Origin of the sequence: Mesorhizobium sp. CA12, assembly GCF_020165255.1 — a bacterium.
Classification (GTDB): domain Bacteria; phylum Pseudomonadota; class Alphaproteobacteria; order Rhizobiales; family Rhizobiaceae; genus Mesorhizobium.
Genome location: NZ_JAIUHT010000006.1, coordinates 26,966 through 46,593 on the forward strand (window position 1 = coordinate 26,966; position 19,628 = coordinate 46,593).

Below are 19,628 nucleotides of genomic sequence, written 5' to 3' on the forward strand. Positions count from 1 at the left end.
ACCTTGAACAGCATGCGTGATTTCCAGTTTCCCGGCCGCTCCCCGGTCCGCGCCACCGAGGCGATGGCCGCGACCTCGCATCCGCTCGCTACGCTCGCGGCCATCGACATGCTGCGCTCCGGCGGCAACGCGATGGACGCTGCGGTCTGCGCGGCCGCGGTGCAGGCCGTGGTCGAACCGCAATCGACCGGCATCGGCGGCGACTGCTTTGTCCTCTATTGCCCGAAAGGGCGGGGCGAGGTGATTGCCTTCAACGGCTCGGGCCGTGCGCCAAAGGCCGCGACGGTCGACTGGTATCTGGACAAGGGGTTCAGCGAGCTTCCGAAGCAGGGTCCGCACGCGGTCACCATCCCAGGCGCCGTCGACGCCTGGTGTCGGCTGCTTGAGGATCATGGCCGCAAGGGTTTGGCCGACGCGCTCGCTCCGGCCATCCGTTATGCGGAAGAAGGCTATGTCGTGCACGACCGCGTCGCCTTCGACTGGGAGGATCCCGAGACCGACCTGACGGCTGACGAGGTGGCCACGCGCATCTTCCTGCCAGGCGGCAAGCCGCCGAAGGCCGGCGATGTTCATCGCCAGCCGGAGTTGGCCGAGACCTTACGCATCATCGCCAGGAAAGGTCGCGCCGGTTTCTATGAAGGCGAGGTCGCGGAGGATCTGGTCGGGCGGCTTCGCGCGCTTGGCGGCCTGCATACGCTCGACGATTTCGCCGCCACCAAGGGCGATTACCGGACCCCGGTCGGCACCTCCTATCGCGGCTATGACATCCACCAGATGCCGCCCAACAACCAGGGCCTGACCGCGCTTCTGATGCTGAACCTGCTCTCCGGCTTCGAACTGGGCAAGCTCGATCCGGACGGCGCCGCGCGCCTGCACGTCGAGATTGAGGCCGGCCGGCTCGCCTATCAGGATCGCGATATGTTTTTCGCCGACCAGGATCATGTCGATGTCCCGGTCAAGGCGCTGCTTTCCAGCGCCTATGCCGACAGCTTGCGCGCCGCGATCGATCCCGAGCGCGCCATGGCCGATCTGCCGCGTCTCGATCTTCCCGGCAGCGACACAGTCTATATCAGCGTCGTCGACCGCGACCGCAACGCGGTGAGCTTCATCAACTCGACCTATTATTCGTTCGGCAGCGGCGTGGTCGGCCCGAAGACCGGAGTCCTGCTGCAGAACCGCGGCTCGAGCTTCCGCCTCGATCCGAAGCACCCGAATGTGATAGCGCCCGGCAAGCGGCCGATGCACACGATCATGCCGGGCATGATGACGAAGGATGGCCGCGCCCTCATGCCTTTCGGCGTCATGGGTGGCGGCTATCAGCCCTTCGGCCATGTGCATCTTTTGACCAACATGATCGACTTCGGCATGGACCCGCAGCAGGCGATCGATGCGGCGCGCGTTTTCTACAACCACGACGTCGTCGAGGCCGAGCGAAGCGTGCATCCCGAGGCCATCGAAGGCCTGCGCCGGCGTGGACATCGCATTGTGGAGCCCGACCATCCGCTGGGCGGTGGGCAGGCGGTGCTGATCGATTGGGAAAAGGGCACGCTGACCGGCGCATCCGATCCGCGCAAGGACGGCCTGGCGCTCGGATATTGAGCAGGCCTTTGCTGGACATAAGCCGATCGTTCGAAACATAGTCTGGAACCATGACAAACAGCGAAAACGCCACCGATCTCGCCCATCGTCTTGCCCCCGGCGCCGACGACGCGCCGGCCATCGCCGCGCCCGAACGGACGGCACTCTCGCATGGCGGGCTGCGCCGCCTGATCCGCGATACCGTGGCGCGCTTGAACGCGCTCGGCATCGGCCGCGGCGACCGCGTCGCCATCGTGCTGCCGAACGGCCCGGAAATGGCCACATCCTTCATCGCGATGGCGGCGGCTGCGTCCACCGCCCCGCTCAACCCGGCCTACCGGGCCGACGAGCTCGATTTTTATCTCAGCGATATCGGCGTCAAGGCGATCCTCGTGAGCAAGGAGAAGGCAGTCCCCTCGGTCGAGGTTGCCGGGCGCCTCGGCATCCCGGTGCTGCGGCTGGTCGTGCCGGAGGGCGCGCCGTCTGGAACCTTCACGATCGAGGGTGAGCCGGTTGGATCGCCGGTCTCGTCTGGCTTCGCCGCGGAAAGCGATGTTGCGCTGCTGCTCCACACCTCCGGCACGACGTCGCGTCCGAAACTGGTGCCGCTCAGCCACGCCAACCTTGCGGCGTCGGCGGCACATATCGGCGCGACGCTCGGCCTGACACCGGCCGATCGCTGCCTCAACATCATGCCGCTGTTCCACATCCATGGGCTGATCGCCGCGGTGCTGTCCTCGCTCGCCGCCGGCGGCAGCGTCTTCTGCACGCCGGGCTTCAACGCGCTGCGTTTCTTCCAGTGGCTCTCCGAGGCCAAGCCCAGCTGGTACACGGCCGTGCCCACCATGCATCAGGCGATCCTACCGCGTGCCGCCCGCAATCCCGAGCAGCTTGCCGAGGCGAAGCTGCGCTTCATCCGCTCGTCGTCGGCGTCATTGCCGGCGCAAGTGATGGCCGAGTTGGAGAAGACCTTCGGCTGCCCGGTGATCGAGGCCTACGGCATGACGGAGGCCGCGCATCAGATGGCGTCCAACCGTTTGCCGCCGGGCGTGCGCAAGCCCGGCAGCGTCGGCGCGTCGGCCGGACCGGAAGTCGCCGTCATGGCGCCGGACGGGCGATTGCTCAAGCCCGGCGAAGTCGGCGAGATCGTCATTCGCGGACCGAACGTCACGGCAGGCTACGAGAAGAACCCGGATGCCAATGCCAGTGCCTTCGCCCATGGCTGGTTCCACACCGGCGACCAGGGCGTGCTTGACGAGGACAGCTATCTGCGCGTCACCGGCCGGCTGAAGGAGATCATCAACCGCGGCGGTGAGAAGATCTCGCCGCTCGAGGTCGACGGCGTCTTGATGGATCACCCGGCCGTGGCGCAGGTCGTCACCTTCGCCATGCCGCATGACAAGCTCGGCGAAGAGGTGGCGGCGGCCGTCGTGCTGCGCGAAGGCCAGAGCGCCAGCGAGGCCGACATCCGTGGCTTTGCCGCGACCCGGCTCGCCGATTTCAAGGTGCCGCGCAAGGTGGTCATCCTCGACGAGATACCAAAGGGCGCGACGGGCAAGCTGCAGCGCATCGGTCTCGCGGCCAAGCTTGGGCTCGGCTGATGCGCATCACTGTCTTTGGCGCCGGCGCCATCGGTGGCTACCTCGCCGCCAAGCTGGCGATCGCGGGCAATGTCGATCTTTCGATCGTGGCGCGCGGCGCGCATCTGGAAGCGATCAAGGCCGACGGGCTGCGCCTGATCGAGGACGGCAAGGAAACCGTGGCGCAGGTGAGGGCGGCGGCACGCGCCGAGGAACTCGGCGTGCAGGACTATGTCGTGCTGGCGCTGAAGGCGCATTCGCTGGCCCCGGCGCTGGACGAGATCGCGCCGCTCTTGGGCGATGGGACAGCCGTCGTCACCATGCAGAATGGCGTGCCCTGGTGGTACTTCTACAAGGCCGGCGGCGCGCTCGAGGGTACGCGGCTCGACGCGGTCGATCCAGGCGGCGCGATCTGGCAGCGCATCGGGCCCGAGCGCGTCATCGGCTCCGTCGTCTATCCCGCTGTCGAGGTCGATGCGCCGGGCCTGATCCGCCATGTCGAAGGCACGCGCTTTTCGCTGGGCGAGCCTTCCGGTGAGAAGCGCGAGCGGGCAACCGCGCTTGCCCACGAAATGGTCAAGGCCGGGCTGCAGGCGCCGGTGCGCGAGGACATCCGCTCGGAGATCTGGGTGAAGCTTTGGGGTAACCTCTCCTTCAACCCCATCTCGGCGCTGACCGGCGCCACGCTTGCGGCAATCGTCGGCGATGAAGCCACGCGCGCCGTCGCCCGCGCCATGATGCTGGAGGCGCAGGCGATCGGGGAGAAGCTCGGCGTGCGCTTCCTTATTCCCGTCGACCGGCGCATCAAGGGGGCCGGCGATGTCGGCGAGCACAAGACCTCGATGCTGCAGGATCTCGAGCGCGGCCGGCCGATGGAGATTGACGCGCTGGTCACCGCTGTGCAGGAGCTCGGCCGCCTGATCGGCCAACCGACGCCGATCATCGACACCGTGCTGGCGCTGGTGCGGCGGCTTGCGATCGAACGCGGGTGTTACTAGAGGAACGGCGGTCCTGGAAATCCGCCGCTTCACTCCGATAGCTTTCTAATTGCCACAATGAACAAAAATAGAACAAAAGGTCGAGCCTGGATTGACTCCGCGAGGAACACATTCCTATTTCCTAGGCCATGCCGGAGCCCAGCAGCAGAACCCGACGCGTCGTTCAGACGCTGAGCCGAGCCCATGAAATCGGGCAGCTGATCCGCGTCCGGTGCATCAACTGCAACATCACGCGCTACTACCTCCCAGGAGACCTCCTCAAGCTCATGGGGGACATTCCGTTCTGGGATGTCGAGCGGCACATGCGGTGCGATCGCTGCAAGCGGCGGGAGTTCGATGTGGACATTCTTCTGCCTAGCGCGGTGCAACGCGTGAAAATACGCGTGAGGCGGCTTGTGGGAGTCCGTACGGTGCGGCGGGTGATGTGGAGCGATGAATAGCAGCATAGGGCGGCTTGTTGTAAAGCAGGCCACAAGGGCAAGGATAGCGGCTCCCGGATACCTCGGGTATCGGCTAAGAATACTGCCGAAAGGACGCATCGATGCTCCGCATTCTCGTTGACACTTGCGTGTGGCTAGACCTCGCGAAGGACTATCGAAACCAGCCGGTTGTCGCTGCCCTGGAGGACCTCCTCAACCATCCTGACTTTGGGCTAATCGTGCCGCAGACAGTCCTAGACGAGTTCGCTCGGAACAAGGAGAGGGTTGCCGCCGATGCGAAACGAAGTCTTCAATCCCACTTCAGCCTCGTCAGGGACGCCGTGCGACGTTTCGGAAACGAGAAGGACATCGATCCGACCATCAAAGCCCTGAACGAGGTGGATCACGCGGCGGTCTACAAAGGCGAGGCTGTGAACGAATCCTTTGAGCGTATCGAGCGGATGCTCCAGGCAGCAGAGCCGATCGCGGCAACGGAGTCGGTCAAGGCCCGAGCGGCTGATCGCGCCCTCCGTGGGTCGGCTCCCTGCCACCGCCCTAAGAACAGCATCGGAGATTCCATCATCATCGAGACCTATGCTGAGCAGATGGCTCCGGTCGCTTCTTGGGACGATGAGTTTGCCTTCGTCACGCACAACAAGGCCGATTTTAGTGAGGAAGCGGGCGACCACCGCCAACCACATGCCGATTTGCTGCCGCTGTTCGACGGCGGTCGCTCGACATTCTGGATTTCGCTGGCGGACATGCTTAACGACCTAGACCAGGACTTGCTGGCGAACTACGACCTTCAGCTATATGGGGCCACCCAGGTCCGAGGGTTCTCTGAAATTCGCGAGGCCGAACATCTGCTTTACAAGCAGGTCTGGTACAACAGGCACCAGAACCTGCGCATCAGTATTGAGCGAGGAAAGACGAAAATCGTTTCTGGTGCAGAGTGGTCGGCTGCGGAACCACGCCGCCGCCAGACGCTAATTACCCAAGGCACTTGGAAGCTTGCCCGCGAGGCCGCGAACCGGACCGAGCAAGAGGTCGGAATTCAGAATCTCGGTCCCTGGGACGACTTCGAATGGGGCATGATCAACGGGAAGCTCTCAGCGCTGCGCTGGGTTCTAGGCGACGATTGGGATATGCTAGACACGTGAGGCTTGGGATTTTCAGAGGTGCGCTCGGGCACATCCCACCATCTAGAACAATGAACCCTGAGCGGGAGCCTGCTGCGGAAACTTGATCTGTGTGGCCGGCTTCTCGACTGTCACCAATGCATCGTCCGGGGCTGTCCGCTGCATGTGCCGCGCCTCCGACCATGGGGCCGTGAGCCAGGTTTCCACCTCCTCCCTTGTGGTGAGGATGACCGGCATAGCCTTCTCGTGGATGGGCGCTATGAGGGTGTTGGGCTTAGTCGTGAGGAAGCCGTAAAGCTCGAAGTCACCAGGTCCGTCCTTGACCCTGCGGACCCCTTGCCAGCGCGTCCATAGGCCGGCAAAGAAGAACAGCGGCCGGTCCTCGCTTCGGGCAAACCAGTAGTTCCGCTGTACGCCCGTCTCGGGGTCTTTATCGCCGGGCGTGGGGCTCGGCTCGGCGAAGCTCGTCACCGGCACCACACAGCGGTTCTCCACGCCAACGTATTGCTGCCAATGGCCGTATTGGGGATTGCGGATATTGGTGGTGCCATAGTCCGCCTTGCTCTTCACCCGCTCCGCCGGTGTAGGCATGCCCCACAGGAGCTTGGCAAGCTCCCGCTGGCCATCGGGGGCGTTGCGGACCACAGCGCCCGGCATATTGGGGTACACATCCAGCGAAGGCTCAAGATTGCCCATGATGTCCCGCATTGCGCGGGTCCACTCGCGGATCGCGTCCTGGCTGGTGGTGATGTTGTAGAGGTTGCACATGCCCTAGGATGCCCCAGCGATCACTCGTAATCCAGAAACAAAAAATGGCCGACGGACCTGTACTGGTCGGTCGAACATGCCTGCATCTCGAGTCTGTCTAAGGTCTTCTGTTGGGGTCCCAAGTGTCCGGCCACCTGGCCGAGCACCATGGCCCAATGGCTTGCAAGGCGCTGGCGGGAACTGGATCGTTGGCCTTTGATGGCGCAAGCCTCACCATCCTGACACGATTTGTCACCTGCGGAGCCCGCTGTCGGTGGCAGGCGAACGATCGATACCTACCTTGATGTCTGGTCCAAACCGGGAGGAAATCATGACCACTGCGGAAATTGCCAAGGATTTCACCGAACTCCTCAAGCGGGGCGACAGTCACGGCGCTGCCGCGAAATACAATGCCGACGACATCGTCAGCTACGAAGCCATGGAAGGCCCGATGGCCGTCTGCAACGGCAAGGAAGCCGTCAGGCAGAAGGGCGAGTGGTGGGAAGCGAACCACGAGGTTCATGGCGGTTCGATCGAGGGTCCCTATGTCAATGGTGACCAGTTCGCCTTGCGCTTCAGCTTCGATGTGACGCCCAAATCCACCGGCGAGCGTGTCAAAATGGACGAGGTTGGCCTCTACACCGTCAAGAACGGCAAGATCACCGAAGAGCGTTTCTATTATTGAGGCTTCCGGCATTCGGCTGCGCACGCCTTTCGCAGCATGATTTGAAAGATCGGGAATGGCGGCCGGATGACATCTAGGCCGCCATGTCTGCTTCGCAAATCGTCAGATAGTCCACAAGCTGGTCGGCAACCGTTCCCCGCAAAATCGCACCGGCGCGAAGCGCTGGCAAAGCTTGTGGGGCCGGCCTAGGCTTCCGCCGGATTCGAAACCCCATCTGACAGAGGCCCGCCTTGACCATCACCATGTACGGCATCACCACCTGCGACACGACCAAGAAGGCGCGCGTCTGGCTGGAAAGCCATGACGTACCATATCGCTTTCATGACTACCGGGCAGAGGGGATCGAGGCCGACAGGCTTAATGGCTGGGTCGGCAAGGTCGGCTGGGAAAAGCTGCTCAACAAAGGCAGCACAACGTTTCGCGAGCTGCCGGAGGCGGACAAGGCCGGGCTGGACGAGAAGAAGGCGAAGCAGCTGATGCTCGCCAGACCGACGATGATCAAGCGGCCGGTGCTGGAGGTGGGGGATCGGGTGTTTGTGGGATTCAAGCCGGAGGTTTATGAAGAGGCGGTGGGCGGGAAGTAGGCACGACCACTTACGTCGAGTTCCTTCGCCCCCCTCTCTGTCCTGCCGGACATCTCCCCCTCAAGGGGGGAGATCAGCCGTCACGCCGGCCTTCGCCAATCAACCTTGCAAGAATTAGCGGAGCGCCGGAGCTGCCAATCTCCCCCCAAGAGGGGGAGATGTCCGGCAGGACAGAGGGGGGCGCTGTCCCGCCAGCATCTCAACGTTTACGCCTTTAGGTACCCCGCCAGCGCCACCGCATTGTTGTGCGCCTCGTCATGCGCGCCGTAGAGCAGCGTCACCTTGCCCTCACGCAGCAGGCCACGCAGCTGCGCTACCGCCTCGCTATTTGCATCAAGCTCGGCCCGATATCGCTTCTGGAATTCCGGCCAGCGCTCCGGCTCGTGCCCGAACCATTTGCGCAGCGCGTCGCTCGGCGCGATCTCCTTCAGCCAAAGCGTCAGTTCGGCGTCCTTCTTGCTGACGCCGCGCGGCCAGATGCGGTCGACCAGCACCCGCTGGCCGTCGGCTTTCGCCGGCGGCTCATAGACACGCTTCACCGCAATGTCGAAGGCCACTTATGCCTCCTTTGCCAAGCCCCGGCAAAGTGTGCAGCGGTTGGGCTCGGCGACTTCGCCGTGGCCGTCCGTTCGGAATTGCGCCAACAAAATACCGTTACGCCCACTCGCCCTTGCGCATCACCGGCACGCGGCCGCCATCCTTGGCCACGCCGTCAATGTCGATCTTGTCGGAGCCGATCATCCAGTCGATGTGGATGAAGCTCTTGTTGCCGCCGCGCTCCGCGATCTCGTCCTGGCTGAGCGACGCGCCGTTGACGAAGCATTTCGAATAGCACTGCCCGAGCGCGATGTGGCAGGCGGCGTTCTCGTCGAACAGCGTGTTGAAGAACAACAGCCCGCTCTTCGAGATCGGTGAGGAATGGGGCACCAGCGCCACCTCGCCGAGGCGCCGGGCGCCCTCGTCGGTGTCGAGCACCTTCTGCAGCACATCCTCGCCCTTCGAGGCCTTGGCCTCGACGATCCGCCCACCCTCGAAGCGCACCGAGATGTCGTCGATCAGCGTGCCCTGGTAGGAGAGCGGCTTGGTCGAGGAGACATGGCCCTCGACGCGCCTCGCATGCGGCGTAGTGAACACCTCCTCGGTCGGGATGTTCGGATTGCAGGTGATGCCGTTCTTCGCCGTCGAAGCGCCGCCCATCCATTCATGGCCATCCGCCAGCCCGACGGTCAGGTCGGTGCCCGGCCCGGTGAAATGCAGCGCGTGGAAACGGTGCTCGTTGAGCCACTTCGTGCGCTCGGCCAAGGCGGCGTTATGCGCCTTCCAATTGCCGATCGGGTCCTCGACGTCGACCCGCGAGGCCGAGAAGATGGCGTCGGCAAGCTTCACCACCGCGACGTCGTCCGGCTCACCCGGAAACACCTGTTTTGCCCAGGCGAGATCGGGATAGGCGACGATGTTCCAGTTGATGTCGAAGCCGGTGATCTTCTCCAGCGCCGGCTGGTAGGCCATCGAGTTCGCCTTGTTGGCACGCGCCACCTTGGCCGGATCCTGTGACGACAGCAGCGACGGGTCTTCGCCGCGCACCGCAAGCCGCGCCGCATTGTTGGAGAAGGCCCTCGCCATGCCTTCGTAGAGCCAGCCGGCGGCGCGGTCGAAACCGGCATCCGCACCGTAGCGGAAGCGCGCCAGCGTGATCTCGTCGTCGTTGAAGATCGGCGTCACCAGCCCGGCGCCCGCCTTGTAGGCGTGCTCGACGATGCGGCGGGTCAGCGGCAGCGCTGCGATCGAGGAGGTCAGCACCAGGTCCTGACCGGGCTGCAATTGCAGCCCGACCTTGACGGCGACTTCCGCCAGCCGGTCGAGCTTCACCGGGTCGATGCTTGCCGAAACGCCGCGCGAATGTGTGGTCATGATCCTGCCTGCTATTTGTTGGGGTTCTCATCCTTACATAGACCGCTGCGATTGACCTTTCCACCGCGATCGACTGGGCCTGCTCTCAAGCATGACGGACCGCATTATTGAAAAGTGCGGAGCGGTTAGGCGGCGCTGTCCAGCGCCCGGAACTGCGCCATGGTCGCCTCGATCTCCTCGCGGATCCAGGCCTTGAAGTCGCGCACCTTGCGGCTTTCGCTCTTGGTGGCCGAAGTCACCAGCCAGTAACCCAGCCCGCTTTCGGCTCGCACACCGAAGGGCGCGACCAGCCGGCCGTCGGCCAGCGCGTCGGCGGTGAGCAACTGCCAGGCGAGCATCACGCCATGGCCGGCGATCGCCGATTCCAGGCAAAGCATCGGATCGGTGAAACGCGCACCCTTCTGGAAGGTGACCGGCTCGACGCCCGCCGCCTCGAACCAGCCGTCCCAGCTGAACATCGCCCGCTCGTCGGTGATGGCGCAGGTCTGCGCCAGATCGCCGATCGATTTCAGCCTGGCCGCGATCGAGGGTGCGCAGACCGGAAACACTTCCTGGGCAAGCAGAAGCTCGGCGCGCCCGCCCGGCCATTTGCCGTCGCCGAGCCGGATTGCGATATCGATGTCGGACCGGTCGAGATCGGCGACCCTGGCCGAGGCGTCGATGCGCAAAAGCACATTCGGATGTCGCGCGAAATGCCGCGACAGCCGCGGCAGCAGCCATTTCGAGGCGAAGGCCGGCGCCACCGAGACGACCAGCGTGCACTCGTTGGCCTCGTCGGCCAGCGCTACGGCTTGCGCGAGCTCGCGGAAGCCGGCGCTGAGTCGCGTCGTGAAGGCGGCGCCAAATTCGGTCGGCACGAGCCCGCCCGGCGTGCGTTCGAACAGCGCCTGGCCCAGCTGCTTTTCCGTGCGCTTGACCTGCTGGCTGACGGCACTGACCGAGACGTTCAACTCGGCCGCCGCGCTCGCCAGCGATCCCAGCCGGGCGACGGTTTCCACGGCGCGCAGGCCGTTGAGATGGACGCGATTCAGCATAGCCATCCAGTTTTTCTAAAGCGACCGGACCGAAATCTCAATTGAACCCCGACAGGAAACGGCAGAATTTACCTGGAACAGCCTTGAGCCATGAGGTGGCCCCGATGAAGATTTTATCTTTGCTGAAAGGGCTTTGCGGCACCGAGGCGAGGCCGCCCGAGGACGGCGAGATCGCGCGCTGGATCATCGATCCGCTGTCGCATCCGGTGTTCGACACCATGTCGGAGCGCGAGCTCGGCGACATGCCCTTCCGGCTGACGGCCCGCCGCACAGCTTACGAGATGACGGGTGCCGCTGGCCGCTAAGTTGCCGCGAAGTTATTGATCTTTTTCGGCGGTGCTCCCCCTCATCCGGCCGCTTCGCGGCCACCTTCTCCCCAAGGCGAGAAGAGATGGCGCCGGCAGCGACAGGCTCCTCTCCCCACCGGGGAGAGGTCAGCCGAGCGAAGCGGAGGCTGGGTGAGGGGACGTGCACCTGGCCCAACGCAAGCGCATTGTTTCACCTGCACATGCAATTATTGTGCACTGCAATGAACGCCTCGCCATCTCCCTTGCGGCTTGCTCTCGCCGGCATGGTCGCGCTTGCCGTCGCCATGGGCATCGGCCGCTTCGTCTACACGCCGATCCTGCCGGGCATGATGGAGGGACTTGGCCTGACGCCGGCCGATGCCGGTTGGATAGCTTCCGCCAATTATGTCGGCTACCTCATCGGCGCGCTTGCCGCGGCCGGTGGCTGGGCGCATGGCCGCGAGCGCATGCTGATGTTCGCCGGCCTCGCCGCCAGCGCCGTGCTCGCGGCCCTCATGGGGTTCAACGAGACGATGGCCGCCTTCCTCGTCATCCGCTTCCTGGCCGGCCTCGCCAGTGCCTTCGTCATGGTGTTCATGGCCTCGATCGTCTTCAGCCATCTGGCTGAGGCTGGCCGCGGCGATTTGCAGGCGCTGCATTTCGGCGGCGTGGGCCTCGGCATTGCCGCGTCCTCGGCGCTGCTGGCGATCCTCGTCTCCGAACATGCGGGCTGGGCCGCCGGCTGGCTCTGGTCCGGAGCGCTTTCGGCGCTTGGCCTGCTCGTCGTCGCGCTGCTCGCCGGCTCGACCATGCCGGCCAATGTCGCCAGCGGGCGCGAGCCGGCGCTGCCGAAGTACGGGTCCCTGGTGAAGTTGATCGTCGCCTATGGGCTGTTCGGCTTCGGCTATGTGGTGACGGCCACTTTCCTGGTCGCCATCGTCCGCCAGGGCGGCGGCGGGCGCGTCTTCGAGGCGACTGTCTGGATGGTCGCCGGCCTGGCTGGCTTTCCCTCGACTTGGGCGTGGCAGAAGCTCGCCGGCCGGATAGGGCTCTATGCCACTTATGCCGCGAGTTGCCTGGTCGAGGTGGTCGGCGTCACCGCCAGCGTCGTCGTCAAGGGCGCCGCCGGACCGCTGATCGCCGGCGTCCTGCTCGGCGGCACCTTCATCGCCATCACGGCGCTGGGCCTACAGATGGGCAGGCAGCTCGCGCCGCGGGCGCCGCGCCGCATCTTCGCGGTGATGACGGCGGCCTTCGGCCTTGGCCAGATCGTCGGCCCGATCGCCGCCGGCCTGCTCGCCCAGGCTTCGGGCAATTACGTGCTTGCTTCGATCATGGCAGCGTCGGCGCTGCTCGCCTCCGGCGTCATCGCTTGGTCGGCTGCGCCAAAATCGCCATGATTTGCGGTTTGTTCGATGCCGGGCGTCGGGCACGGGCATTTTCTTTCCCCCTAATGTGTGACTTTATGCCCGCCGAACTGCAACGCCGCTGATTTGCGGTCAGACCGAGGAAACCCGCCACAGTGTTCGTATCCTTCTTCCCGCAGCCGAAGCTTTTCTTCACCTCGGCCGCCGCCTGGAGCCTTGCCGCGATCCTGTTCTGGTTCTTCGGCGGCGAGCAGTTGGGCGCCGTCTTCGGCCTGCCGCCCGTGGCGGCCGGTTCGCCGCCGATCATCGGCATCGCGGTGCTGTGGTCGAAGCCGTTTCTGTGGTTCTACATGTACTTCGTGGCCTGCGTGGCGATCTTCTACGCCTTCTGGAGCTGGTACGCCCCGCACCCGTGGCAGAACTGGTCGATCCTGATGACCGCCGTCATCTTGTTCTTCATCTACTTCAACGTTCAGGTCTCGGTTGCGGTCAACAACTGGTATGGCCCGTTCTTCGATTATGTTCAGGGCTTGATGTCGGGAACGACGGCCTCGACCGACATCGAATTCTACAAGGGGTTGGCCGATTTCTCCTGGCTCGCGCTGGTCGGCATGAACGTGCAGGTGGTCAACGCCTTCATCGTCAGCCATTGGATCTTCCGCTGGCGCACCGCGATGAATGATTACTTCATGGCCAACTGGGGCCGGCTGCGCCACATCGAGGGCGCCTCGCAGCGTATCCAGGAAGACACGATGCGCTTCTCGCAGATCATGGAAGATCTCGGCTCGACCTTCGTTCAGTCGATCATGACGCTGATCGCCTTTCTGCCGGTCTTGATTCAACTACAGGCCCACATCACCGAATTGCCGATCATCGGCACGGTCCCGCAGCCACTGGTCGTTGCCGCATTGGGCTGGTGTCTGTTCGGAACGATTTCCGTCATGGTGGCGGGTCTCAAGCTGCCGGGCCTGCAGTTCCGCAATCAGCGTGTCGAGGCAGCCTATCGCAAGGAACTTGTCTACGGCGAGGATCATCCCGATCGGGCGCAGCCGGCGACGACGACACAACTATTCGCCAATGTCCGCCGCAATTATTTCAAGCTATATTTCCACTACATCTATTTCAACGTCGTGCGTTACACCTATCTGCAAGCCGACAACATTTTTTCATTGCTCATCCTTGGGCCCTCGCTGGTTGCGCATAAGATCACGTTCGGCGCCCTGAACCAGATATCGAACGCGTTCGGCAAGGTTACGAATTCACTTCAGTTCCTACTGAATTCGTGGTCGACGATTGTTGAACTGCAGTCGGTGCACAAACGTTTGCGAGCCTTCGAAGCGACGCTGCAGGGTGAGCAACTGCCGATTATCGATCAGCACTATCTAGAGCGCGAGCAAGCTGGCATGCGTCCCGAAGATCAGCCGGCAGGCTAGAGCGCGGCCGGTCCAGTTAGCCGCCCACGGTCGCCTGTGCCTGGCCGGCGCGTTGGCGCGCGACATAGTCGCGAAAGCTGATGCACTCTACATCCGCTTTCACGCAGACCTCGCCGGCGAAGCGCTCCAGCGCGTTCCAGTACGCGCCGTTATTCATCAGGGTGAAGTGGAAGCCGAGCTCCAGCGGCAGGCGCTTGCCGTTGTACTGAGCCTCGAAAGCGGCGCGGAACGCCTGATAGGCGCGCTCGGTGAATGCGTCCGCCATGGCCGGCTTTTCGGTGCCGCCCGAGTGGCGGACATAAAGATTGTAATCCATGGCGACGACCGGCTTGGCCTTGTCTCCCTCCGGGATAAGCGGCAGGGCGAAGCGGGTTATGTCATTCAGGGTTGGCGGCACGACCGGGCCGCTCGAGACGCCGCTCGCATCGTATTCAAAGCCGGCCTCGGGCAGCGCTTCGTAAAGCGCCTTATCGGTGGCCAGATAGGGCGCTCGAAAACCGGTTACGGTATGGCGGGCGAAATCGCGCCAGCCGGCTGGCTCCTGGATGCCGTTGATCGCATAGGCGTTCTCGAAAATGCGCCGCGCGGAGGCGAATTCGGCCAGCCAGTCGGCCTTGCTCCAGGCCTTGCCGTCGAAATGGCCGCAGGCATGGCTGCCGATGTCGTGGCCCTCGGCCGCGGCCAGCCGGACCTGCTCAAGCCGGTCGGCGACATCCTGCTTTGAGGCGCCGAAGCCGACATTGGATTTGCCGGCGGCCTTGCCGGGGCCGGCATAGTGCAGCCGCGTCTCGGGAGAGAGCAGGAATACGCAGGACAGGAAATAGGTGAAATGCGCGCCCGTGCGCTTTGCCAGCGCCCGGCTGCGCTGCCATTGCGAGATATCGCGGGCGGCGTCGAAAGAGATCAGCACGACCTGCTTGGCCGGCGAAACGGTTGGCGATTTCGGCGGATCGGCGAAGGCGGCATTGGCTGAGGCGAGCGAGGCAAGACTGATCGCAAGGACGCGGTACGAACGAAGCATTGACAACCTTCTGGCGGGGACGTCTCCGGCCGATCGGAAGCCGGCTATCGCGCAAATGTGGCGCGGTTGCGTTCAGGTATGGACTGTGGGCGCCCGGCATTCTCAGCCGATTTTCCGGTCCGCCCCCTTCCATGCCGACGAAATTTCGCTAAAACGCGGGCTCAAGAAGCGCCCCCTCCTGGGGCCGCAATGGTTTTGATTGATGTCGGACGACAGTTTTATCCGCGAAGTCAACGAAGAGATTCGTCGCGAGCAGGCGCAGAAGCTATGGGACCGTTTCGGCCCGGCCATTCTCGGCCTTGCCATCCTGATCGTGCTCGGCACCGCCGCTGTCGTCGGCTACCGCTATTGGGACGAAACCCGCGCCAACCGCTCGGGCGACGCCTTCTCGGCGGCCCTCAAGCTCGCCAATGACGGCAAGAACGACGAGGCGATCGCCGCGCTCGACCAGCTGGAGAAGGACGGCTACGGCGCCTATCCGCTGCTCGCCCGCATGCGCGCCGCGACCGTCAAGGCCAACAAGGGCGACGTCGATGGCGCGGTCAAGGATTTCGACGAGGTCGCCGCCGACAACGCCATTCCCGCCGGCATTCGCGATATCGCGCGGCTGAGGGCAGCGCTCCTGCTCGTCGACCACGGCTCCTACGCCGATGTCTCCAGCCGCATCGAGGCGCTTACTGCCGACACCAATCCGTTGCGCCATTCGGCGCGCGAGGCGCTCGGCCTTGCCGCCTGGAAGGACGGCAAGTCGGCGGACGCGCTCAAACTGTTCGACCAGATCTCTTCGGATGAAGCCGCCCCGCGCAATGTGCGCCAGCGCGCGCAGCTGATGTCCGAGCTGATCCGCGGGTCGGGCAACGTGTCGTGATCCTGGATGGGCTTCAAAGTCGCCATCATCGGCCGGCCTAACGTCGGCAAATCGACTCTTTTCAATCGGCTGGTCGGAAAGAAGCTGGCGCTTGTCGACGACACGCCTGGTGTAACGCGCGACCGCCGCGTCCATGCGGCAAAACTCTACGATCTCCATTTCGATGTCATCGACACCGCCGGCTTCGAAGACGCAGCGGCTTCGACGCTTCCCGGCCGCATGCGCCAGCAGACCGAAATCGCCATTCGCGAAGCCGACCTCATCTTCTTCACCGTCGATGCCAAGTCGGGCCTGATGCCCGACGACCGCACCTTCGCCGAGGTGGTGCGCAAATCGGGCAAGCCGGTGGTGCTCGTCGCCAACAAGGCAGAGGCGCGTGGCGCTCAAGGGGGCATGCTGGAAGCCTGGGAGCTCGGCCTCGGCGAGCCGATCCCGATCTCGGCCGAGCACGGCCAGGGCATGCCGGATCTGCGCGACGCCGTAATTGAAGCGCTCGGCCAGGAACGCGCTTTCGGCGAGGATGAGGAAGACGAAGCCGGCGAGATCGCCGCCAGCGAGGTTCTGATCGGCGAGGACATCGCCGACCCGGATGCTGAAGCGCCCTATGACGACACCAAGCCGCTGCGCATCGCCGTCGTCGGCCGCCCGAACGCCGGCAAGTCGACGCTGATCAATGCGCTGATCGGCGAGGAGCGGCTGCTCACCGGTCCGGAAGCCGGCATTACCCGCGATTCGATCTCGGTCGACTGGGACTGGCGTGGCCGCAGGATAAAGCTGTTCGACACGGCCGGCATGCGCCGCAAATCCAGGATCCATGAAAAGCTGGAAGTGCTCTCGGTGCAGGATGGCCTGCGCGCCATCCGCTTCGCCGAGATCGTCATCATCATGCTCGACGCCACCATCCCGTTCGAGAAGCAGGATCTGCAGATCGCCGATCTCATCATCCGCGAGGGCAGGGCGCCGGTGATCGCCTTCAACAAATGGGACCTGATCGACAATCCGCAGGAGCTGCTGGCCGAGCTGCGCGAAAAGACCGAGCGGCTCCTGCCGCAGGTGCGCGGTATCCAGGCGGTGACGGTCTCGGCCGAGACCGGCCGCGGCCTCGACCGGCTGATGGAAAGCGTCATCAAGACGCACAAGGTCTGGAACAGCCGTGTCTCTACCGGCAAGCTCAACCGCTGGCTGGAAGGCATCCTCGCGCATCACCCGCCGCCCGCCGTCGCCGGCCGCCGGCTGAAGATCAAATACGTCACCCAGGCCAAGACCCGCCCGCCGGGCTTCGTCGTCTCCTGCTCCCGCCCGGACGCCATGCCGCAATCCTATGTCCGCTATTTGACCAACAGCCTGCGCGAGGCCTTCGACATGCCAGGCGTGCCGATCCGCATGGCCCTGCGCACCTCGGACAATCCGTTTGCAGGCAGGGCGAAGAAGCGGTGACTTCTGGGAAAGCGCCGACGCTGATCCCTCGTCATCCACGGGTCTACGCGCGTCGCTCTGCTCCTTGCTTCGCCCTAGAATGACGATGTCGAAAGGCGTCGGCTAAGACGCTAAGCGACCTCCCGCAGTCCATCGCCGTTTCGCGTCCCCTCCGGCAGCGTCTCCAGCGCCGCCTGCAAAAGAATCTCTGCCAGCCGCGCTGCCACCGGGTCGAGCTCGGCGTCCTTCCGGTGCAGGTGCAGCGCCATTGTCGGCAGGGCAGGAAGCCCGAGGACTCCCGGCGCGATCGCCCTGACATTGGCAGGCAGGCCGATATCGGTGCGGATCGTCAGGCCGAGGCCTGCCGCCACCGCCGCCCAGATGCCGCCGAGGGAAGGACTCGAGAAGGAGATGCGCCAGGGCATGCCCGCGCGATCGAGTGTCTCGGTCGCCACGGTTCTGAGCAGGCACGGCGCCTCGAACACCACCAGCGGCAGCGGCTCGCCATTGCGCGGACCAGCCTCGATCGGCTTGGCCGGGCCTATCCAGCGCGCCGGCACGTCGGCGACATGGCGGCTATAGGGCAGGGCCATGCCGTCATGCCAGGCAAGCGCGATGTCGAGATTACCTGACAGGACACGCTCGGCAAGGTCGTGGCTGCGGCCGATCCGTGCTTCGATGCGGACCTTGGGATGGGCGCGGGCGAAGCGGCCGAGCACGTCGGGCAGCACGGCCTCGCCGAAATCCTCCTGCAGGCCGAGCCGTACCCAGCCTTCCAGCTCGACGTCGCGGATGGCGGAGGCCGCCTCGTCGTTGAGCTCGATCAGCCGCCGCGCATAGCTAAGCATCGTCTCGCCGGCTTCGGTGAGCGCCAGGCCGCGCCCTGCCTTGCGGAAGACCGGCGTGTCCGCCTGCTCCTCCAGCTTCTTCAGTTGCGCGCTGACCGCGGATGTCGAGCGGCCAAGCCGTTCGGCCGCCTTGGCGAAGCTGCCCAGCTCCATGCCGGTGACGAAGGTTCTGAGGACATCGAGGTCGAAAGTGACGCGGCGCATCGGGATAGTCCTGATTTTCAGGATTGTTGGTGAAAAACTTCCTGATTTTATGGATGAAGCTATGGCGCTACATCCGGTCCGTCAAGCCGTCAGCCGGCCATCACAGGAATGGAGCCATGTCCGCCATCGTCACACGAAATGTCTGCCAGCCGCCCGCGGGAGACATTGCCAGCGCCTCAGCCCGCCGCGCCTTCGGCCCCAACCATCGCTGGAAGGTGCTGGGCATCGGCGTCGCCGCCAATGCCGGCTTCTCCGCCACCTTCTCCGGCATTCCGGCAACCGCGGTGGTGATGCGCCAGGGCTACCACCTCGACAATGCCTCGCTGGGCTTGGCATTGGGTCTACTCGGTCTGGGCGTGGCGCTGAGCGAGCTGCCCTGGGGCGTGCTCACCGACCGCTGGGGCGACCGCCGCGTGCTCCTGACCGGGCTCGGGGCGACGGCCGCATGGCTTTTCATCATGGCGCTGCTTGTCGTGCCGACGAAAATGGCCGTTCCCGGCGTCGCGCTGCTGTCGGCAAGCCTGCTCGTCGTCGGCCTGCTCGGCGGCAGCGTCAACGGTTCCAGCGGCCGCGCCATCATGGGCTGGTTCGGCGAGGGCGAGCGCGGCTTCGCCATGAGCATCAGGCAGACGGCGGTGCCGCTTGGCGGCGGGCTGGGCGCGCTTGTCCTGCCGTCGCTTGCGTTGAGTTTGGGCTTCACGGCGGTCTTCGGCCTGCTTGCGGTCGTCTCCGCGCTCTCGGCCTTGTTTACCTGGCGCTGGCTGCACGAGCCGCCAGTGGAAAGCGGCCCTCACCCCGCCACGGCGACACTTGGACCGGCGCCGTTGCGCAACATCGAGGTATGGCGCATCTCGACCGCCATCGGCCTGCTCTGCTTCCCGCAGGTCGCGGTGCTGACCTTCGCCTCGGTCTTCCTGCATGACTTCGCCGGCATGGGCACCTTTGTGACCAGCGCCAGCCTCGCTGCGGTGCAGACCGGCGCAATGGCGATGCGTGTCTGGAGCGGGCGCTTCACCGACCGCCACCGCAACCGTCGCCCGTTCCTGAAACTCTGCAGCGCGCTGAGCGCATTTGCCTTCCTGGCGCTGTGGCTGCTGGTGATCGGCGCTGCCGACGCGCCGTCGTTGCTGCCGTTGCTTCCGCTGATGGTCGTCGTTGCCGGCATATCCGTTTCTGCCTGGCACGGCGTCGCCTATACCGAGCTTGCCACGCTTGCCGGCGCCGGCCATGTCGGCACGGCACTCAGCCTTGCCAACAGTTTTGTGTTCATCGGCTTCTGTCTGGTGCCCATCGCCATTCCATGGCTGCTGGTGGTCTTCGCATGGCCCGGCGTGTGGCTCGCGGCCGCGATCTGCGCGGCGCTCGCGTGGCCAATCTTCCTGCGCCCCGCCTGATTCACCCAAACTGATGCACCCACCCAAGCCTGATTCTTAATCGGCCCGCTGTGGAAATTGCAAGCCGGCTTGCCTCAAACATGAAAAGAACATGATCGATGTCGTTAACCCCGCA

General features: G+C 64.4%; 18 protein-coding genes. 12 read left to right on the forward strand and 6 right to left on the reverse strand.

Features of this window, described 5'->3' with window-relative positions; all coding sequences use genetic code 11:
• Positions 1-12 precede the first annotated feature (12 nt).
• From ggt to LB520_RS12045, 4 genes are all read left to right on the forward strand, one after another.
• Entirely contained in the window at positions 13-1,599 is a 1,587-nt protein-coding gene (ggt, locus tag LB520_RS12030; protein ID WP_224637645.1) for a gamma-glutamyltransferase, read from the forward strand.
• A gap of 50 nt (positions 1,600-1,649) precedes the next feature.
• Positions 1,650-3,179: an acyl--CoA ligase gene (locus LB520_RS12035; protein ID WP_224637646.1), complete on the forward strand. Its 1,530-nt coding sequence runs from the start codon at positions 1,650-1,652 to the stop codon at positions 3,177-3,179.
• Entirely contained in the window at positions 3,179-4,156 is a 978-nt protein-coding gene (locus tag LB520_RS12040) for a 2-dehydropantoate 2-reductase (RefSeq protein WP_224637647.1), read from the forward strand. Before LB520_RS12035 ends, LB520_RS12040 begins: the two co-directional genes overlap by 1 nt.
• 541 nt (positions 4,157-4,697) lie before the next feature.
• Positions 4,698-5,735 (forward strand): PIN domain-containing protein, encoded by a 1,038-nt coding sequence (locus tag LB520_RS12045; RefSeq protein WP_224637648.1) that lies wholly within the window; start codon positions 4,698-4,700, stop codon positions 5,733-5,735.
• A 42-nt stretch (positions 5,736-5,777) separates the two neighbouring features.
• On the opposite strand, the gene LB520_RS12050 is transcribed toward LB520_RS12045, so the two are convergent.
• The gene (locus LB520_RS12050) at positions 5,778-6,482 is read right to left on the reverse strand and encodes an SOS response-associated peptidase (RefSeq protein WP_224637649.1); all 705 of its coding nucleotides are present in this window, start codon (positions 6,480-6,482) and stop codon (positions 5,778-5,780) included.
• A 310-nt stretch (positions 6,483-6,792) separates the two neighbouring features.
• On the opposite strand from LB520_RS12050, the gene LB520_RS12055 reads away from it, so the two are divergent.
• The gene (locus LB520_RS12055; protein ID WP_224546861.1) at positions 6,793-7,146 is read left to right on the forward strand and encodes a nuclear transport factor 2 family protein; all 354 of its coding nucleotides are present in this window, start codon (positions 6,793-6,795) and stop codon (positions 7,144-7,146) included.
• A 230-nt stretch (positions 7,147-7,376) separates the two neighbouring features.
• Positions 7,377-7,730 (forward strand): ArsC family reductase, encoded by a 354-nt coding sequence (locus LB520_RS12060; protein WP_224637650.1) that lies wholly within the window; start codon positions 7,377-7,379, stop codon positions 7,728-7,730.
• Positions 7,731-7,936: 206 nt separating this feature from the next.
• On the opposite strand, the gene LB520_RS12065 is transcribed toward LB520_RS12060, so the two are convergent.
• From LB520_RS12065 to LB520_RS12075, 3 genes are all read right to left on the reverse strand, one after another.
• The gene (locus LB520_RS12065) at positions 7,937-8,287 is read right to left on the reverse strand and encodes a DUF488 domain-containing protein (protein WP_224637651.1); all 351 of its coding nucleotides are present in this window, start codon (positions 8,285-8,287) and stop codon (positions 7,937-7,939) included.
• Positions 8,288-8,384: 97 nt separating this feature from the next.
• Complete coding sequence (locus LB520_RS12070) at positions 8,385-9,641, reverse strand: aminopeptidase (RefSeq protein WP_224637652.1); 1,257 nt, start codon at positions 9,639-9,641, stop codon at positions 8,385-8,387.
• A gap of 125 nt (positions 9,642-9,766) precedes the next feature.
• Complete coding sequence (locus tag LB520_RS12075) at positions 9,767-10,681, reverse strand: LysR substrate-binding domain-containing protein (RefSeq protein ID WP_224637653.1); 915 nt, start codon at positions 10,679-10,681, stop codon at positions 9,767-9,769.
• Between the two features lie 98 nt (positions 10,682-10,779).
• Between LB520_RS12075 and LB520_RS12080 the strand changes: the two genes are divergently transcribed.
• From LB520_RS12080 to sbmA, 3 genes are all read left to right on the forward strand, one after another.
• Positions 10,780-10,980 carry a hypothetical protein gene (locus LB520_RS12080; RefSeq protein WP_224605339.1) on the forward strand — a complete coding sequence of 67 codons (201 nt, stop codon included), beginning with the start codon at positions 10,780-10,782 and terminating at the stop codon, positions 10,978-10,980.
• Between the two features lie 224 nt (positions 10,981-11,204).
• The gene (locus LB520_RS12085; protein WP_224637654.1) at positions 11,205-12,362 is read left to right on the forward strand and encodes a YbfB/YjiJ family MFS transporter; all 1,158 of its coding nucleotides are present in this window, start codon (positions 11,205-11,207) and stop codon (positions 12,360-12,362) included.
• Between the two features lie 122 nt (positions 12,363-12,484).
• Positions 12,485-13,762 (forward strand): peptide antibiotic transporter SbmA, encoded by a 1,278-nt coding sequence (sbmA, locus tag LB520_RS12090; RefSeq protein ID WP_224637655.1) that lies wholly within the window; start codon positions 12,485-12,487, stop codon positions 13,760-13,762.
• A gap of 16 nt (positions 13,763-13,778) precedes the next feature.
• Here the strand turns inward: sbmA and LB520_RS12095 are convergent, their stop codons facing one another.
• Entirely contained in the window at positions 13,779-14,783 is a 1,005-nt protein-coding gene (locus LB520_RS12095; protein ID WP_224637656.1) for a polysaccharide deacetylase family protein, read from the reverse strand.
• 202 nt (positions 14,784-14,985) lie between these two features.
• Here LB520_RS12095 and LB520_RS12100 point away from each other — a divergent pair, with 202 nt between their 5' ends.
• The gene (locus LB520_RS12100) at positions 14,986-15,651 is read left to right on the forward strand and encodes a tetratricopeptide repeat protein (protein ID WP_095768728.1); all 666 of its coding nucleotides are present in this window, start codon (positions 14,986-14,988) and stop codon (positions 15,649-15,651) included.
• Between the two features lie 6 nt (positions 15,652-15,657).
• Positions 15,658-17,088, forward strand: coding sequence for a ribosome biogenesis GTPase Der (der, locus tag LB520_RS12105; RefSeq protein ID WP_224546899.1), 1,431 nt, complete (start codon positions 15,658-15,660; stop codon positions 17,086-17,088).
• 110 nt (positions 17,089-17,198) lie between these two features.
• On the opposite strand, the gene LB520_RS12110 is transcribed toward der, so the two are convergent.
• Positions 17,199-18,119, reverse strand: a complete 921-nt coding sequence (locus LB520_RS12110) for a LysR substrate-binding domain-containing protein (protein ID WP_224637657.1) — start codon at positions 18,117-18,119, stop codon at positions 17,199-17,201.
• A 116-nt stretch (positions 18,120-18,235) separates the two neighbouring features.
• On the opposite strand from LB520_RS12110, the gene LB520_RS12115 reads away from it, so the two are divergent.
• On the forward strand, positions 18,236-19,513 hold the full coding sequence (locus LB520_RS12115) for an MFS transporter (RefSeq protein WP_224637658.1): 1,278 nt from the start codon (positions 18,236-18,238) through the stop codon (positions 19,511-19,513).
• Positions 19,514-19,628 lie beyond the last annotated feature (115 nt).

Excerpts from the sequence above, each read along its gene's own strand:
- ggt (WP_224637645.1), top strand. The coding sequence starts at position 13 with ATGCGTGATTTCCAGTTTCCCGGCCGCTCCCCGGTCCGCGCCACCGAG.
- LB520_RS12035 (WP_224637646.1), top strand. The coding sequence starts at position 1,650 with ATGACAAACAGCGAAAACGCCACCGATCTCGCCCATCGTCTTGCCCCC.
- LB520_RS12040 (WP_224637647.1), top strand. The coding sequence starts at position 3,179 with ATGCGCATCACTGTCTTTGGCGCCGGCGCCATCGGTGGCTACCTCGCC.
- LB520_RS12045 (WP_224637648.1), top strand. The coding sequence starts at position 4,698 with ATGCTCCGCATTCTCGTTGACACTTGCGTGTGGCTAGACCTCGCGAAG.
- LB520_RS12050 (WP_224637649.1), bottom strand. The coding sequence starts at position 6,482 with ATGTGCAACCTCTACAACATCACCACCAGCCAGGACGCGATCCGCGAG.
- LB520_RS12055 (WP_224546861.1), top strand. The coding sequence starts at position 6,793 with ATGACCACTGCGGAAATTGCCAAGGATTTCACCGAACTCCTCAAGCGG.
- LB520_RS12070 (WP_224637652.1), bottom strand. The coding sequence starts at position 9,641 with ATGACCACACATTCGCGCGGCGTTTCGGCAAGCATCGACCCGGTGAAG.
- LB520_RS12075 (WP_224637653.1), bottom strand. The coding sequence starts at position 10,681 with ATGGCTATGCTGAATCGCGTCCATCTCAACGGCCTGCGCGCCGTGGAA.
- LB520_RS12080 (WP_224605339.1), top strand. The coding sequence starts at position 10,780 with ATGAAGATTTTATCTTTGCTGAAAGGGCTTTGCGGCACCGAGGCGAGG.
- LB520_RS12085 (WP_224637654.1), top strand. The coding sequence starts at position 11,205 with ATGAACGCCTCGCCATCTCCCTTGCGGCTTGCTCTCGCCGGCATGGTC.
- LB520_RS12095 (WP_224637656.1), bottom strand. The coding sequence starts at position 14,783 with ATGCTTCGTTCGTACCGCGTCCTTGCGATCAGTCTTGCCTCGCTCGCC.
- LB520_RS12100 (WP_095768728.1), top strand. The coding sequence starts at position 14,986 with ATGTCGGACGACAGTTTTATCCGCGAAGTCAACGAAGAGATTCGTCGC.
- der (WP_224546899.1), top strand. The coding sequence starts at position 15,658 with ATGGGCTTCAAAGTCGCCATCATCGGCCGGCCTAACGTCGGCAAATCG.
- LB520_RS12110 (WP_224637657.1), bottom strand. The coding sequence starts at position 18,119 with ATGCGCCGCGTCACTTTCGACCTCGATGTCCTCAGAACCTTCGTCACC.
- LB520_RS12115 (WP_224637658.1), top strand. The coding sequence starts at position 18,236 with ATGTCCGCCATCGTCACACGAAATGTCTGCCAGCCGCCCGCGGGAGAC.